Annotated in this window: 12 protein-coding genes; 5 read left to right on the top strand and 7 right to left on the bottom strand. The window is 69.4% G+C overall.

Annotated elements, in window-relative coordinates; genetic code table 11:
- Positions 1-239 precede the first annotated feature (239 nt).
- The 7 genes from NXI30_12855 to NXI30_12885 all read right to left on the bottom strand — a co-directional run bounded on the left by NXI30_12855 (position 240) and on the right by NXI30_12885 (position 8,239).
- Positions 240-1,154 carry an NAD(P)-dependent oxidoreductase gene (locus NXI30_12855; GenBank protein ID MCR9095101.1) on the bottom strand — a complete coding sequence of 305 codons (915 nt, stop codon included), beginning with the start codon at positions 1,152-1,154 and terminating at the stop codon, positions 240-242.
- 289 nt (positions 1,155-1,443) lie between these two features.
- Positions 1,444-3,072: an AMP-binding protein gene (locus tag NXI30_12860; GenBank protein ID MCR9095102.1), complete on the bottom strand. Its 1,629-nt coding sequence runs from the start codon at positions 3,070-3,072 to the stop codon at positions 1,444-1,446.
- Complete coding sequence (locus NXI30_12865) at positions 3,069-4,190, bottom strand: acyl-CoA dehydrogenase family protein (GenBank protein ID MCR9095103.1); 1,122 nt, start codon at positions 4,188-4,190, stop codon at positions 3,069-3,071. The genes NXI30_12860 and NXI30_12865 overlap by 4 nt, the downstream gene beginning before the upstream one ends.
- Before the next feature lie 34 nt (positions 4,191-4,224).
- Entirely contained in the window at positions 4,225-5,124 is a 900-nt protein-coding gene (locus tag NXI30_12870) for an enoyl-CoA hydratase/isomerase family protein (protein MCR9095104.1), read from the bottom strand.
- Positions 5,121-6,116 (bottom strand): acyl-CoA dehydrogenase family protein, encoded by a 996-nt coding sequence (locus NXI30_12875; GenBank protein ID MCR9095105.1) that lies wholly within the window; start codon positions 6,114-6,116, stop codon positions 5,121-5,123. Before NXI30_12875 ends, NXI30_12870 begins: the two co-directional genes overlap by 4 nt.
- The gene (locus NXI30_12880) at positions 6,113-6,994 is read right to left on the bottom strand and encodes an acyl-CoA dehydrogenase family protein (GenBank protein MCR9095106.1); all 882 of its coding nucleotides are present in this window, start codon (positions 6,992-6,994) and stop codon (positions 6,113-6,115) included. Before NXI30_12880 ends, NXI30_12875 begins: the two co-directional genes overlap by 4 nt.
- Before the next feature lie 99 nt (positions 6,995-7,093).
- Complete coding sequence (locus NXI30_12885; protein MCR9095107.1) at positions 7,094-8,239, bottom strand: acyl-CoA dehydrogenase family protein; 1,146 nt, start codon at positions 8,237-8,239, stop codon at positions 7,094-7,096.
- Positions 8,240-8,407: 168 nt separating this feature from the next.
- Here NXI30_12885 and NXI30_12890 point away from each other — a divergent pair, with 168 nt between their 5' ends.
- The 5 genes from NXI30_12890 to NXI30_12910 are packed head-to-tail and all read left to right on the top strand — an operon-like array spanning position 8,408 to position 14,854.
- The gene (locus tag NXI30_12890; GenBank protein ID MCR9095108.1) at positions 8,408-10,123 is read left to right on the top strand and encodes an acyl--CoA ligase; all 1,716 of its coding nucleotides are present in this window, start codon (positions 8,408-8,410) and stop codon (positions 10,121-10,123) included.
- Positions 10,124-10,178: 55 nt separating this feature from the next.
- A complete protein-coding gene (locus NXI30_12895; protein ID MCR9095109.1) occupies positions 10,179-11,363 on the top strand; it encodes a MaoC family dehydratase N-terminal domain-containing protein in 1,185 nt (394 codons plus the stop codon).
- A 4-nt stretch (positions 11,364-11,367) separates the two neighbouring features.
- Positions 11,368-13,170, top strand: a complete 1,803-nt coding sequence (locus NXI30_12900; GenBank protein ID MCR9095110.1) for an AMP-binding protein — start codon at positions 11,368-11,370, stop codon at positions 13,168-13,170.
- A 3-nt stretch (positions 13,171-13,173) separates the two neighbouring features.
- Complete coding sequence (locus NXI30_12905; GenBank protein MCR9095111.1) at positions 13,174-13,959, top strand: glucose 1-dehydrogenase; 786 nt, start codon at positions 13,174-13,176, stop codon at positions 13,957-13,959.
- Positions 13,960-14,014: 55 nt separating this feature from the next.
- Positions 14,015-14,854 (top strand): LLM class F420-dependent oxidoreductase, encoded by an 840-nt coding sequence (locus tag NXI30_12910; GenBank protein MCR9095112.1) that lies wholly within the window; start codon positions 14,015-14,017, stop codon positions 14,852-14,854.

The raw sequence follows: 14,854 nt of genomic DNA on the forward strand, positions 1-14,854 counted from the left end.
CCTGGCGCGCGTCTCTTTGTACGCCGAACTCCAGGTTTCGGTTCCATACCGACACGAGAAAGCGTACGACGGCCCCCTGTCCCGCCCGGAAAAGGTTCGGACCGCGAACGTGGAGGGCCGCGTGATGGGGATGCCCCTCGGCTTGCGACTCCGTCTCTCATCCGAACTTCGCGTCGTGGCGGTCGGTCTCGGGTGAAACCCCGGGCGAGCTCAGAGGTGAGATGGGGCCGACGAGATGTTCAGTCTCCTTCGACTGCCGCGCGGCAGATCGCCTCGAACGCGGCACGAAAGTCTCGAGTCGGGGGACCGGTGATCGCTCGACACCGGGAAGCGTCGAGCACGTAGCCGTGCCCCGCCCCAGGCACGTCGACCGGATCGAGCTGCAGCGTCTTTCCGGTGAACTCGTGGATCATCTCGGCCATCTCCTGCATCGTCACGACCTCGTCGGACGCCCAGTTCACGACGTTCGCGGGCACCGACGCGGCGCCGAGCAACGCCTCGACCTCGCGACACATGTCGTCGATGTGGATCGTCGAGTAGGGCTGGGGGTCGTGGAAGACGGGGTAGGAGGCGCCGGCGAGGGCCGCCTGGAGCGCCATGCCCGGGACGTCTGGACCGGTTCCGTAGGGCGAGCTCGGTCTCACGATCACGGTCGGCAGGTCGAAGTGTTCGGCGCAGAAGCGCGCCACGGCTTCCATCGCCACCTTCGACGTCGGAGCCGAAGGCGCCCAGGGCGCCGAAGCCTGACCGATGTCGTCGGTCTCGCGGAACGCATGGTGCGGATCTCCGGGCCGGGTCGAGTAGACGGTGCCCGACGACATGACGAGCGCCGCCTTCGCGTCGCGGCAATGCGCGAGCACGCGACCCGTGCCGACGCCGTTGACCTCGATCGCTTCGTCGAACTCACCGGAGTTCCTTCGGGCGTAGGCGTAGTGCAGGACGTAGTCGATCCGCTCGGGCAGCGCCGAGAGGTCGCTGCCACCGAGATCGATCGGACACGGCGTGACCCCCGCCGCCTCCACCGCGGCGCGGCGCGCAGGATCTTCGAGGCGGGCCGCCCCGAAGACGTGGTTCTCTTTCGCGAGGAAACGGGCCACCGGCAGCGCGATGGCGCCGGTCACGCCGGTGACGAGGATTCGCTGGTCCTTCAGCATTGGAATTCTCCTGCATGATCTGGTTCGTGACTCCGAGACGGCCATTCGGCAGCGGTCGATACGACCGTGGGCTTCGCCTGTGGTCCGCTCGGCTGCGCGCGGCGATCATGTTCGCGCGGAAGAAGCCCGTACGCCCGCGGTGCGGTCACCGCCCGCGGACTCCAGATCGAACCCGCGGCGACCGTTCGATGCCGCACTCGAAGTCTGCTCCCACGAATTCGAGCTCCCATTGGGCGGCCGATCGCGCGACGACGACGCCCCCCCGCCATACGAGGCGGTCGCTCGCCGATCACCCCTCGGTCCCGAAGAGCCCCTGCAGCTTCGGCTTCACGATCTTGTTCATCGCGTTCCGGGGCATCACGTCCACGAAGCGCACCCGTTCCGGCGCCTTGTAGCGCGCGAGCGACTCGCGAACGAAGACGATCAGCGCTTCTTCGTCGACCTCGGTCCCGGGCGTTCGCTGGACGACCGCGACGACGCGCTCACCCAGGCGGTCGTCCGGAATCCCGAGCACCGCCGCGGCCTCGACGGCCGGATGCGAGCCGAGGACGCGCTCGACCTCGGCCGGATACACGTTCGCCCCGCCCCGCAGAATGAGTTCGTTGCGTCGGCCGCGCACGTAGAGTCGCCCGGCCTCGTCGAGCAGGCCGAGGTCCCCCGTGTGGTACCGGCCGCCGGCGAGCGCCTCCCGACTCGCCTCCGGGCGATCCCAGTACCCGAGCATCGGCGTGTACGCGCCCGCGAAGTTGCCGGTCCTCGCCGGGCGCACGCAGATCTCGCCGACCTCGCCGGCGGGCAGGACCTCGCCGAGCTCATCCAGGATCTCGAGTTCGACGTGCGCGATCGGGCGACCGCAGAGTCCGGGACTCGGCGGGACGGAGTCGTCCGTCCAGGTCACCGCCGTCGGCGCTTCGGTCATGCCGTATCCGATGATGACGTCGGCGCCGAAGCGTTCGCGATAGAGCTCGACGATCGCCGGCGGACAATCGGCCCCGCCCATGCCCGGGGCCTCGAGCGTACGCAGGTCTTCGCGGGTGACCTCCGGATGGGTGAGCAGGTCGTGGATGATCGTCGGGACCCCGTCGAAGGCGCCGATCTTCTCCTCCCGCACCCACTCCGCGACCCCGAGCGCGTCGATCCGATCCATCGCGACGACGCAACGTCCTTCGTGGAGCACGCAGAGCGGCCCGAGCACGACCAGGTTCAGGATCGTGAGCGGGAGCACGACGCCATGAAAGGGAGGTCTCGGCCGATTCCCGACGATCGCCGCGACGGCCCCCGGCATCAGCAGGTTGTGCTGACTGTGAACGGCGCCCTTGGGGTGGCCCGTCGTACCGCTCGTGTACGCGATCGCGCTCGCGCCGAACGGATCGATCTCGACGTCCGGGCGCGTCTGGCCCTTCGTTCGTTCGAGCAGCGAACGCCACGCGCAGTCGGGTCCACTCGGATCGACGAGAAGGACGTGCTCGAGCGTCGGGAGATCGGAGCGGTGGTCCCCGAGCTCGTCGGCGAGCTCGCGAGCAACGAGGTAGGCGCGCGCCCCGCTGTCTCGCAGGAGGTAGACCTTCTCCACGGGCGCGAGGGGGCGATTGATGCCGACCCAGACGAGCCCGAGTCGTTGACTGGCCAGGAAGGCGATCACGATGTCGACGTCGTTCGGCAGGCATGCGGCGATCCGATCGGGGGCACGAAGCCCGAGGGCGTGGAGCGCGGCGGCGGCGGCCTCGACCGCCGTATCGAGCTCGCGGTAGCTGAAGCGACCGTGTCGCCCGACGAGCGCCGGCGCGTCGGGTGTCTCGCGGACCCATGGGTTGAGCAGGTCCGCGATCGTCTGGATGCCACCGCCGGGAAGGGCCGGACGTTCGGCCGAGACCCGGAGCCCGTGCTCCTCGTGCCAGCGCGCGCTCTCCGGGTTCATCGCTTCGCTCCCAGACCGAGGCCCTGCCGGGCGACGATCCCCCGCATGACCTCGGTCGTGCCGCCGCCGATCGTCTCCCACAGACCGAGCCGCCACAGCAGCTCCGGCCCGGCTCCCTCGACGAGGGCGAGGTCGCCGCCGAACTCCATCGCGGCACGCGCGATGTTCTGAACGGCGACGGTGTGCGCGATCTTGTTGGCGGCCGCGGCGACGCTCGCATCTCGGCCATGCAGCATCGCGTCGAGCACGTTCAGGCAGTGCATCTCGGCCTCGCGCACGTCGACGGCGAGGGAGGCGAGGCGCGTTCGCACTTCGCTGGATTCGCTCAGTCCCTCCGCCTCGGCCCAGGCGAGGACGTCCTCGAGATCCCGACGTACGCGGCCAGCCGGGAACTGGACGTGCCGCTCGTCGGCCAGGGCTTCCGCCATGATCCGCCAGGCCTCGTTCTCGGCGCCGACTCGCTGCTCAGCAGGCACACGGACGTCGTCGAACACGACCGCGTTCAGCTGGTCGCCATCCAGGGTCGGGAGCGGCTCGACAGCGAGGCCCGGCGAGTCGCGCTCGACGATGAACAGCGAGAGGCCACGGGCGCGGCTTTCGGGTTCGCCCGTTCGCGCGAGCAGCCAGAAGCAGTCGGCGTCCTGGGCGTAGGACTGCCAGCACTTCTCGCCGGAAACGACGTAGTCGTCGCCGTCGCGGACCGCGCGCGTCCGGACGGCCGCGAGGTCCGAGCCCGCCTCCGGCTCGGAGTAGGCGAGCGAGAAGTGGAGGTGGCCCTCCCGGATCGGAGGGAGCCACCTCGCTTTCTGGCCGTCGTCTCCGTGACGAATCAAGGTCTTCGCGACGATCCCGGCGGAGAGTGGATTGCGGGCCGCGCGCGCGTACCCGAACTCGTCCCAGAGAATGTATTCCCAGGTGATGGGCCGCCCTGCCCCGCCTTCCCGAGCCGGCCAGGAGAGCGACAGCCAGCCGAGTTCGGCCATCGCTTGGAAGAGGGCCTTCACCTCGGGCCACTTGTGCCCCTGCTGAACGAAGCCGTGGAGGTCCGCGTAGGGCACGAGGAAGCGACGGACTTCAGCGCGAAAAGCCTCCTCCGATTCGTTGAAGCGGAAATTCACGGCGCGCGCTCCCCGGATGCATGGAACGGACTCCTCACGATTCGCGTTCCTTCGAAGACGCATCACGGGTCGGCGCGTCCGCCTCTGGATCGCGCGCCTCGGGATCGGGGTTCCAGCGCGGCGCGCGCCCTTCCGCAAAAGCACGGGGCCCCTCGCGGAAGTCGGGGTGGACCCAGTGTCCCTTGAGCAGCTCCCAGCCGCGTTCGAGCGCTTCTTCGTAGCCGAACTCGAGCGCGCCCCAGACCGCCTGCTTCGAGCGCGCCATCGCCTGCGGCGAGTTCTCGAGGATCTGTCGCGCCATCGCGTCCGCGGCATCGTGGAGCGAAGCCGGCGAATCGGCGAGCTCGTCGACGAGGCCGAGCTGGTAGGCGCGCGCCGCCGGCATCCGGTAGTGCCGACCCTGGAGCGTCATGCGAAGCGCACTCCCGAGCGGGAGTCGCTTCGCGAGACCGATGTTCTCGAGCGCACCGACCATGCCGACGTTCACGTGCGAGTCCATGAAGGCCGCGTTCTGCGAGGCGAGGACGATGTCCGCATCGACCACGAAATGGAGGCCGCCACCGACGCAGAGCCCGTTCACGGCGCAGATGACCGGCTTCGTCACCCGATTCTGGAGCGGCGACCAGAACACGGACTCGGCGAGCGGAAGATCGACGAAGACGTCGTCCGCATCGTCGGACTCCGCCTCGGCGACGTCGAAGCCGGTGCAGAAATGGCGCTCTCCCTCGGCGCGGAGGACCGCGACGTGGATGGAGGGCTCGTCGCGAACCTCGCACCAGATTCGTCGCAGGATCGGCTGCATCGAGGGCGTGAGCGCGTTGCCCCGCTCGGGACGCGCGAGGGTGATGGTCGCGACGCCGTCGGCGACGCCGAAGACCACGCCTTCGAGCGGCGCGTCCAGGTCGATCGAGGCGTAGTCGGCCATCCGCGTCATTCGCTCCTCCTCTCCGCGGGGCTCCGCGCGATGCTTCCGTAGAGCAATGCGTTCGTGCTCTCCGACGTCGGCGGGCAGGCGGCCAGCGCCATGATCCGGCTCGACGTCGACCAGGCCGGCCCCTCGATCGTGATCCCGACCGCGCCGAAGACCTGATGGCAGACGTGGACCGCCTCGACCGCGCTCCGTCGGGCCGAGGCGTGGGCGGCGGACGCTTCGCTCGAGGCCGTGCTCGGGTCCCTGTCGAAACGATCCGCAGCGGATCGCGCGAGCAGCCGCGCCGCCTCGAGATGGACGTGCACGTCGGCGAGGGGATGGGCGACGGCCTGGAAGTCGCCGATCGATTGGCCGAACTGGCGTCGGACGTTGGCATGTTCCGCGGCGGCGGCGACGAGTCCCTCCGCGAGACCGAAGAGCTGGGCAGCGAGCGCGATTCGGATCAGCGCGAGTCCCCGGGCCGGGTCGGCCCAGGTCTCGACCCGCTCGCCTTCGACGTGGCGCCAACGGACGCCGCCCATGACCGGAACGGCGCGATCTTCAGACGTCGACCGTCGGCGATGGACGCATTCGCCGTCGATCTCGAGGAGGATGTCGGCTCCCCTCGCATCGGCAAAGAGCGGACCGCGCCCGACCGCCGCTCGCAGGTCGCCCGAAGCGAGCGCCACGCGTTCCGACGGCGAGACGAGCTGGGTCGCGAGAAAGGTCGCCGCGAGCGGCCCGGGGAAGCCCTCTCGCCCGAGGGTCTCCATCGCGGCGACGACCTCGCGCGCGCCGCCGTCGCCTTCCGGGGTCGCGACCCCGAGCGCACCGAGCGCCGCGAGCTCGCGCCAGAGCGCATCCGGGAACCCATCCCCTCCGATCGCTGCCGCACCTGCATCGAGTCGATCGCGGCAGAACTCGCCGAGCGCCGAGGCGATCGCGGCCTGTGCATCGTCGAGCCCCAGATCGAGGCTCGGGGGTTGGATGGACTCGGGATCCGCGCCGAGGCTCACGCGACCCCCCAACGCGCCCGGGCGAGCGCGCGACGATGGCCGCGGGCGCCTTCGAGCTCGCTGCCGAGCGCGTGGAGACGCATCGACCAGACGTGCAGCGGGTGGTCGCGGGTGAATCCGATCGCGCCGGAGAGCTGGTGGGTCTCGCGAAAGACCTGACGGGCGGACTCGAGGGCGTAGGCCGCTGCGCAGGCCGTCGCTTCGTCCTGCGCACGATGATGGGCCGCTTCGTAGACGAGCCAGCGGCTCGCCTCGACGCGCACGGCACATTCGGCGAGCCGGTGTTGTACGGCCTGGAACGAACCGATCGCGACACCGAACTGCTTGCGCTCCGTGAGATAGGAGACGGTGCAGTCGAGCGCAGACGCCATCGTGCCGACGGCCTCGGCGGCCACGGCGAGCCGCCACCACGCGCGCAGGCGATCCGCGCTTCCGGGACCGAGCGACCGCTCGGCACCGACCGCGTCGGCAGGGACGCGGCCGAGTGGGTAGCCGAAGTTGGACGCGACCGGCTCGACCTGCCGAGCGTCGAGCGGGGCGAGCAACGCTTCATCGTCCGCCGCCCAGAGCAGCCATGCCGCCTGTGCGCCGTAGCGGACGGGATGCGACCGGTCTGCGTCGCCGAGCGCGACCGTCCCTTCGAGCCTTTCTCCCGCGACCGCCGGCCCGATCAGCGCGCGCGCCGCGAAGGGGACGACGCCCGCGGCACGGGCGATCGTTTCGATGAGGAGCGTGGCCTCGAGCGCACCCTTCTGGGACTCGGGGTCCAGGATCTCGTCGAAGCCGGCCTCCGTCAACGCGCGATCGAGTTCACCGTCGTGCAGCCCCGCGCGATCGAGCTCAGTCGCGCGCGCGACGCCGGCGTGACGTTCGAGCATCTGCTCGACCGCGCCGACGATCTCCCGCTGGTCGTCGTCGAGTTCGAAGTTCAGCGACTCTCTCCGGCCGCGTTCGCGCGCGGGCGCGTCGCCGTTCGCCTAGGCACGGGGCAGGCCCAGGTGCCGCGCGGCGATCAGGTTGAGCTGGACCTCCGTCGCGCCGACCGCCACGCCCGCGGTCATGGCGAGACGGAAGTTCGCGTCGGCGAAGGACCCGTATTCGAGCGCGTCGGGCCCGAGGATCTCGACCGCGAGCTCGCCGACCCGATAGTCCGCGTTCGTGTTCGCGACCCGCGCGAGCTGGGTATCGGTCGACGGGGGAAGGTCGTGCGCGCGCTGGTCGATCACGCGATAGGTCAGCATCCGCGCCGCCTCGCAGAGCGTGCGCGCGTCGGCGAGCCGGTCGACCACGAGCGGGTCGTCGAGCAGACCGCGTGCCCGGGCGTGCTCCGCCAGGCGATCGAGGGTGAGCGCCGCTCTCGCATAGCGCGCCGCGCCGACCCGTTCGTACTGGAGCGCATAGGTGACCACGCCCCACCCTTCGTCCTCGGGTCCGAGCCGCACGCTCGTCGGGACGCGAACTCCCGTGAAGAAGACCTCGTGGAAGTAGCGATCGCCGACCACCGATGGGATCTCCCGCACCTCGATCCCGGGCGTGTCCATCGGGACCAGGAGCACGGAAATCCCGCGATGACGATCGGAGTCCGGATCCGTTCGGACGAGCAGGATGATGAAGTCGGCGTGGTTCGCGTAGGACGTCCAGATCTTGCTGCCGTCGATCACGTATTCATCACCGGCGCGAACGGCGGCCGTCCGGAGCGCGACGAGATCCGAGCCCGCTTCGGGCTCCGAGAATCCCTGACACCAGAGAACGTCGCCGGCGGAGATCCGCGGCAGGTGCTCGCGCTTCTGCTCGTCCGAGCCGAAGCGCATGATCGCAGGGCCGATCCAGTTGACGTTCATGTACTGCGGGCCACGGGGTTCACCGTTCGCCCAGCACTCCTCGCCGATGATCGAGTGGCGCCACGGCGGAGCGTCCCGCCCACCGTATGCCTCGGGCCAATGCTGGGTGAGCCAGCCGCGACGGGCGAGCTCGCGGCAGAAGCGGCGCGAGAAATCGGCCTGGACGTCGCTCCCTGGACCGCCTTCGGAGAGTCGCTCCCAGTCGTCGGGGAGGAACTCGTCGAGGAAAGCTCGAACCTCGTCCCGATGCCGAAGGTCCTCGTCGGACCAGTCGAATTCCATGCGAGTTCCCCGCTTCGCCGGCGTTCGATCGAAATTGACGCGCGAGCGAGAATCAGGCTATATCAGGCAGGAGGGCGTCGCCAAGCGCGAATTTCGCGTTCCGGTCGCGTCTCCCGGTCGATTCCTGATCGATTCCCGGTCGCTGGTTCCGATCACTCGGATCGATCGGTGTCCGGTCTCGAAGCGGCGCGCGCGTCCCTCTCGGAGGTCGATGGAATGCCCAGCGAGACGCGACCCGAGGCGAGCTTCCCCGGCTTCTCGCCGACGATTCCCGAGCTGTTACGCAACGCACTCGAGCGTCACGGCGACGCGACGTTGATCGTCCACGCAGGCGGCCGCCGACTGAGCTACGCGGACCTCGACCGCGAATCGGGCGTCCTCGCCAAGGGACTGCTGGCCCGAGGCGTCGGCAAGGGCACCCGCGTCGCGCTCTGGATGCCGAACGGGCCCGATTGGCTGATCGCGTGGTTCGCCGCGGCGCGAATCGGCGCGCTCGTGGCTCCCCTCAATACGTTCTACCGCCCCCGCGAGCTCGGCTGGGCCCTCGCGCACGCCGACGCCCACGTCGTGCTCACCCACGCGCGATTCCTCAAGGACGATCACCAGGCGATGCTCGAAGAAGCCGTCCCGGGCCTGGCCGACGCGACCCGGCCGACGCTCCGGCTCCCGAGCCACCCCTATCTCCGAGAGATCCACGTGTGGGGTGGAGACGATCGGCCGTGGTCGATGCCGGGACCGGATGAGCTTCTCGAGGCGGCGGCGGCCGAGGAAGGGATCGATGACGCCTTCCTGCGTCGGGTCGAAGACGCCGTCGCGCCCGCCGATCCCCTGGTCGTCATCTACAGCTCCGGCAGCACCGGCGACCCGAAGGGCGCCGTCCACAGCCATGGCGCTCTCGTTCGCCACGGACACAACCTGAATCAGTTTCGCGATCTCCTGCCGGACGACCGACTCTACTCGCCGATGCCCTTCTTCTGGGTCGGCGGGCTCTCCTTCACCCTGCTCTCGGCGTTCCACGTCGGTGCCTGTCTCCTGACGGAAGACTTCTTCGAACCCGGCGCGACGCTCGACTTCCTCGAGAAGGAACGCGCGACGCAGGTCGCGGGCTGGCCGCACTACGCGAAGGCGATGCTCGAGCACCCGAGCTTCGCCGACCGGGATCTCTCCTCGGTGCGGGGCGGCAACCTCTACGAGGTGCTGCCCGACGACCTCCGGCCGAAGGACCCCGAGCTGCGCTCGAACTCTCTCGGCATGACCGAGACCTGCGGACCGCATACCTTCGACCGCATGGACATCGAGCTGCCGGAGTCGCTGCGCAGCTCCTTCGGACACTCCGTTCCCGGCGTACACCACAAAGTCGTGGACCCGGCGACGGGGGTGACCCTGGGCGCCGACGAATTCGGCGAGATCTGCGTTCGCGGCTACAGCCTGATGCAGGGGCTCTACAAGGTCGAGCGTGAGGGGACCTTCGACGCGGAAGGCTACTACCACACGGGGGACGGCGGCCGCTTCGATGCGGACGGCGTGCTCTTCTTCGAGTCGCGTCTCGGCGATCTCATCAAGACCGCCGGAGCGAACGTCACGCCGCGCGAGGTCGAGGCGGTCCTCGAAGCCTGCGTACCGGTCCGCGAGGCCTACGTCGTCGGCGTCGCCGACGACGCGCGGGGCCAGCGCGTCGCCGCGGCAGTCGTCCTCCAGGCGAACGGGGACGCGAGCGCGGACTCGCTTCGAGCGGAGATCAAGCCACAGCTATCGGCCTACAAGGTTCCACGCGAGATCCACTTCTACGACCACGAGGACCTCCCCTTCACCGACAGCGGAAAGATCGACAAGGCGGCCCTCGTCCGGATGCTGGAAGGGGCAGCACCCGAGCAGGTCGAGTAGACCGAAGACGCGCCGGGTACCGCACGCTCCCGCACGACGAAACGGAGACGCAGAGATGAGCGAAGCACCGAAGACCTCCGAAGCGCCCCTCGAGACGCTCGACACGACCGACGTCGATCGCTGGGTCGGCGTGCCGCTCGGCGGCGGCTCGATGCGCGATCCGGTCGGGGCGAACGACATCCGGCGATGGGTGCAGGGCTGCCAGAACACCAATCCGCTCCACTTCGACGCGGACTACGCCGCAGAGAGCCGATTCGGCGAGCTCGTCGCGCCCCAGTCGTTCGCCGTCTGCACGGACGACAGCCACGGCGCCGCACCGGCGATCCAGGGCAATATCCCGGGCCAGCACATGCTCTTCGGGGGCGACGAGTGGTGGTTCTACGGTCCGCGCATCCGACCCCACGACCACATCAAGCAGGACCGGATGCTCTTCGACTACAAGGTCACCCAGACGAAGTTCGCCGGGCCGACGATGTTCTCGCGCGGCGACACGAACTACCGCAATCAGAACGGCGAGATGATCTGCAAGCAGCGGTCGACCTCGATCCGCTACGTCGCCGAGGAGGCGGTCAAGCGCGGCGAGTTCATGGACATCCCCGAGAAGGAGTGGACCGACCCCGAGCTCGAGCAGATCGAGAAGGAGAAGTTCGAGTACTTCGCGACGATCATGGACCTCGGTCATGAGAAGCGGCTCTTCGTCAAGGAAGGCGACACCCTCGCGAGGAAGCCGATCGGTCCCCACACGATCGCGAGCTTCACGACCGAATGGCGCGGCTTCATCCAGTCGATCTGGGGGAGTCTCAAGCGCGAGGGGCCGACTTCGCTCCACAACGCCGGCTGGATCCCGGAGATGGATCGGGATCCCGAGGCCGCGAAGATCGACCCGTCGATCAACGACGGTCTCTACCACGGTCCGTCCCGCGGTCACGTCCAGAAGCGATACGCCCAGCTGATCGGCATGCCGCGCGGCTACGGCTACGGCGCGACGATGGGCGCCTGGATCCTCGACTACCTGGGCAACTGGGGCGGCGAGTGGAGCGAGATCATCCACAGCAGGATGTCGTATCGATCGCCCGCCCTCGTCGGGGACCTGACCTACCTCGACGGGCACGTGCGCTCGACGGGCTTCGATCCCGACACGGGCGACCCGATCGCGGTGGTCAGCGTCACGATGACGAACCAGCGCGAAGAGATCATGGCGAGCGGCGACGCCGAGATCCGTCTGCCGAAGCCGGACTGATCGCGTGATCGACCCGGCGGACGGCGCGGAGCAAGCGGACGACCGTGCGGACGTCGGGAGCGATTCCGTCGAACCGGCCGCGCGGGAACCCGTCGACCTCGCGCTCACCCTCGCGCCGTCGGACCCGTCCGGCCTGACCCTTCCCCGCTTCCTCGCGGAGGTCACGCGCCGCTACGGCGATCGGATCGCGCTCCGTTTCGAAGACCGCGACTGGACCTACCGCGAGGTGGCCGTCGCTTCGCGCCAGGTCGCCGCGGCCCTCGTCGATGCAGGCGTCGGCGTGGGCGACCGGGTCGCGATCCTGATCTCCAACCGGCCCGAGTTCGTCTTCGCGCTCTTCGGCGCGGCCGAAGCGGGCTCGATCGCGGTTCCGGTCAACACGTTCGCGACGCCCGATGAGCGCGACTACATCCTGCGCCACAGCGACGCGCGTACGCTCCTGATGCAGCGGCACCTCGCGGGACGCGACTTCGTTCGCGAGCTCGTCGAGGCGCATCCTCGACTCGACGGCGCGGCGTCGGACCCGCTCCAGCTCGAGGGACTCCCCGCCCTGCGGACGATCGTCTGCGTCGGCGCTGCGGCGGCCGGCGAAATCGACCCGCCCGCGATCCAGGACTGGGACGCCTTCCTGGCGCGCGAAACGCCCGCGGCGCGGGCGCAGGTCGCGTCTCGAATCGACGCGCAGCATCCAGACGACGACGGCGTGCTCATCTACACCTCCGGCACGACGGACAAGCCGAAGGGCGTCCTGCACGCCCAGCGGTCGCCGACGATCCAGAACTGGCGCTTCGGCGAATACCTGGGCCTGACGGAGGACGACATCGTCCTGACCGCGCAGCCCTTCTTCTGGAGCGCCGGGATCTCGATGTCGCTCGGCGCGACGCTGGCGGCTGGCGCCAAGCTTCTGCTCCAGGAGACCTTCGACGCCGAGGCCGCCCTCGATTGCCTGGAGCGCGAGCGCGCGACGACCCTCCACGCGTGGGTCCACCAGGAGAAGGCGATGGCGGAACATCCGACCGCCGCCGGGCGCGACTACGGCGCGCTCCACCGGATCGAGTTCGACTCACCCCTCGCGCCGGTCATCGGTCTCGAGAAGGACGTCTGGGGCCTGCACGCGTCGTATGGACTGACGGAGACGTTCACGCTCTCCGCGATGCTCCCGAGTTGGTCGACGGCCGAGGAGCGCGCCCGAAACTCCGGCGTGGCGTTGCCCGGTATGGAGATCCGGATCGTCGACGTCGAGGGCGGTCACCCTCTTCCGGTCGGCGAGTCGGGCGAGATCGCGGTTCGCGGCGTGACCCTCATGAAAGGGTACTGGAAGGTGCCCCTCGAACACGTGCTCGACGTCGACGGGTTCTTCCACACCGGGGACGCCGGCCGGCTGGACGACCAGGGGCGACTCCATTGGACGGGCCGGCTCTCGGGCATCATCAAGACGGGGGGCGCGAACGTCTCGCCCCTCGAAGTCGAGAAGGTCGCTGCCGACCTGCCCGGCGTGCGGGCAGCGATCGCCGTCGGTGTCCCCCACCCGACGCTCGGCGAGGCGATCGTGCTCTGTGCGATCCCGACCGGCGGGAGCGAGATCGACGCCGAGGCGATCCGGGCGACGCTGCGGAGTCGGCTCTCCGCCTACAAGGTGCCGCGCCACGTGCTCGTGGTCTCGGAATCCGACGCGCCGACGACCGGCACCGCGAAGATCCGCTCCGACGCCCTCCGCGAACTCGCGCAGGCGCGGCTCTCGCGGGAGGGCGTCGAGATCGCAGGGCACGTCTACGGTCGCGGCCGGGACGCGCAGGAATCGAGGTAGCCCGTGAACGCGAGAGAGCTCTTCGACTTGACCGGACGAACGGCCCTCGTGACCGGGGGCGGCCGGGGGATCGGGAAGGCGATCGCGACCGGTCTCGCCGAGGCCGGCGCAGACGTGATCGTCGCCTCCCGAAAGCGCGCCGCCTGCGAGTCCGTCGTCGAGACGATCACGGCGATGGGGCGCCGCGCATGGGCGATCCCGAGCGACCTCTCGAAGCACGAAGAGATCGAGTCTCTCGTGGCCGAGGCGATCGACTGCAGCGGTCGGGTCGACATCCTGGTGAACAACGCCGCCTTCGCCTGGGGTGCGCCGCTCCTCGAGCACCGGCCGGAAGACTGGGATCGCGTGTTCGACCTGAATCTGCGCGGCCTCTTCTTCCTGTCTCAGGGCGTAGCCCGACACATGATCGAAGCGGGAGGCGGGAACATCATCCACGTGAGCTCGATCGCTGCGCTTCGCGGTGCCTCCGACGAACTCGAGCCCTCGATCGCCTACACGGCGAGCAAGGGAGCGCTCCACACGCTCACCCGGGACATGGCGATCAAGCTCGCGCCGCACGGGATTCGCGTGAACGCGCTCGCGCCCGGTGCCTTCGACACGGACATGCTCGCCTACATCAAGAGCGACCCCGGGCGTCACGCGGACTTCCTCGAACGCATGCCCCTCGCGCGCGTCGGCGAGGACGACGACGCGAAGGGCGCCGTCGTCTACCTCGCCAGCGACGCGAGCGCCTTCGTCACGGGGCAGATCCTCGTCGTGGACGGAGGATGGAGCGTGCAGACCTCGTGATCAGGGACGGCGCGCCGCGTCGCGTGACGAGGCCGCACGACGAAAAGGGATCGGCATGAAGATCGGCATCACCCTCGGCCTCCTCCATCCGGCGGCCTTCGAGCCCGTCGCCGTCGAGGCGGATCGTCTGGGATTCGAATCGCTCTGGTTCCCGGAGCATCTGGTCTTCCCGATGGAGATGGCGGGCTCCCCCTACCCGGGCGCCGACCATCCGCCGATTCCGCCCGAGACGCCGCTCTACGATCCCTTCGGCATGCTCTGCTATCTCGCGGCGAAGACGTCCTCGATCCGACTCGGGACCAACGTCTTCCTCCTGGCGCTCCGACATCCCTTCGTCGCGGCGCGGGCGATCCAGACCCTCGACCACCTCTCGGGAGGCCGCGCCGAAGTCGGGGTCGGGGCCGGCTGGCTTCGGAGCGAGTTCACAGCGACCGGACTCGACCCGCGCACGCGGGGTGCGCGCCTGGACGAGGCGATCACGATCTGCCGCCGGTTGTGGACGGAGGAGACGATCGAACACCGCGGGCGCTTCTACGACTTCGATCCGGTGAAGTTCGAGCCGAAGCCGATCCAGCGCCCCCATCCGCCGCTCCACGTGGGCGGCGAATCCGACGCCGCGCTGCGCCGTGCGGCCGTCCTCGGCGACGGCTGGCTCGGGCTGCACCACGACCCCTCCTCGGTCTCGGAGCCGATCGAACGCTTGAAGCGCTTCCGTCGCGAGGCGGGCACGGCGGAACGTCCCTTCGAGATCACGGTGGGGGGTGCGATCGACTCTCGGGAAGACCTCGCGCGCTGGGAGGATGCGGGCGTGACCCGCCTCTACGTGCGCCCCTGGTCCCGGTCGCGCGAGGCCGTGGAAGCCGTTCGGCGCTTCGCCGATCGCGTCCTCGACTGA

Source organism: bacterium (genome assembly GCA_024742285.1).
In the GTDB taxonomy this organism is placed as follows: domain Bacteria; phylum Myxococcota_A; class UBA9160; order UBA9160; family UBA4427; genus UBA4427.